General features: G+C 41.5%; 2 protein-coding genes. Both read left to right on the top strand.

What is annotated here, in order from left to right; all coding sequences use genetic code 11:
* Nucleotides 1-39: 39 nt before the first annotated feature.
* Nucleotides 40-207, top strand: coding sequence for a DUF2256 domain-containing protein (locus IQ247_RS32160; RefSeq protein WP_193926238.1), 168 nt, complete (start codon nt 40-42; stop codon nt 205-207).
* 158 nt (nt 208-365) lie between these two features.
* On the top strand, nt 366-1,319 hold the full coding sequence (locus IQ247_RS32155) for an isoaspartyl peptidase/L-asparaginase (protein WP_193926237.1): 954 nt from the start codon (nt 366-368) through the stop codon (nt 1,317-1,319).
* The last annotated feature ends 70 nt before the right edge of the window (nt 1,320-1,389 follow it).

Genomic DNA, 1,389 nt, shown 5'->3' with positions numbered 1-1,389 from the left:
CCCTGGTTATAATTAATTTCTGTAAATCTTACTATTCTTATGGGACGCAACATTTCTAAATCGGATTTACCATCCAAAATGTGTCCGGTGTGTCAGCGTCCTTTTACCTGGCGCAAAAAATGGGCAGATTGTTGGGATGACGTAAAATATTGTTCTGAACGTTGTCGTCGTCGGCGTTCGTCGGAGAAAATTGAAAGTGAAAATTAAGTGCTGAAAACTGAGATAATTATACATACTAGTTCTCGTAGTTCTCGATATTACTAAAAGTAAGTAGAAAGAGAAAGCAATAAACCTTCTTCTCCGAAACCCTCAATAGCTAATATCAATAAACTTTTCCTATAAGACTTACACAATAAATCACAAAAATGAATCTCTTGGTGCAACCTAAATTAATTATTCACGGTGGGGCTGGTAGCTCTCTTAAGGATAAAGGAGGAGTAGAAACGGTACGCCGCTCTCTTTATCAAGTAGTTGAACAAGTATATTCTCTACTGATGTCGGGGGCTAGCGCAAATGAAGCGGTGGTTAAGGGCTGTCAAATGTTGGAGGACAACCCGTGTTTTAATGCTGGTACTGGTTCTGTACTCCAATCCGATGGTCAAATCCGCATGAGTGCGGCTTTAATGGATGGCACTGCACAAAGTTTTAGCGGTGTAATTAATATTACGCGAGTTAAAAATCCAATTGATTTAGCACTAAGTTTACAAGATTCTCCAGACCGAGTTCTTTCGGATTATGGTGCTGCTGAATTAGCACGGGAATTACGGGTTCCCAGTTACAACCCTTTAACTGATACACGTTTAGAAGAATGGTTACAGGAGCGTCAAGATAATTTTAAGAAAACAATGGCTGGAGTAGTAGCTCAAAAGGAACTAGTATCAAACAACAATGCCAGACGCGGTACTATTGGCGTAGTTGCTTTAGATAGTCAAGGAAATCTCTGTGCAGGAACTTCCACAGGTGGTAAAGGTTTCGAGCGCATCGGACGTGTCAGTGATTCTGCTATGCCCGCTGGGAATTATGCTACTAAATATGCAGCAGTAAGCTGTACGGGAATAGGAGAAGATATTATCGATGAATGTTTAGCACCTCGAATTGTAGTGCGCGTGGGCGACGGTATGAATCTTCAAGATGCGATGCAGCGCTCATTTATTGAATCACAAGAAAATAAGCGAGACTTAGGGGCGATCGCCCTTGATGCCAAAGGAAACATTGCTTGGGGTAAAACTAGCCAAATATTGCTTGCTGCCTACCATAACGGCGAAAATATTGGCGATACATTAGAAGTATCACAAGAGATGCAGGTAGGAAAGGTTTAAGGTCAAAGGTTACGAGGAGGGGAGTTGATGGTTGATGGTGGTTAGTTGACAGTTAATTTCTCCCCATCTC

This window comes from Plectonema cf. radiosum LEGE 06105, assembly GCF_015207665.1.
In the GTDB taxonomy this organism is placed as follows: Bacteria; Cyanobacteriota; Cyanobacteriia; order Cyanobacteriales; family Nostocaceae; genus Rivularia; species Rivularia radiosa_A.
The sequence above is the reverse complement of the archived record's forward strand: the minus strand, read 5'-3'. Positions and strand labels throughout refer to the sequence as shown.

What these genes read in the sequence shown, in the direction of transcription:
- IQ247_RS32160 (WP_193926238.1), top strand. Translation starts at nt 40, where the DNA reads ATGGGACGCAACATTTCTAAATCGGATTTACCATCCAAAATGTGTCCG.
- IQ247_RS32155 (WP_193926237.1), top strand. Translation starts at nt 366, where the DNA reads ATGAATCTCTTGGTGCAACCTAAATTAATTATTCACGGTGGGGCTGGT.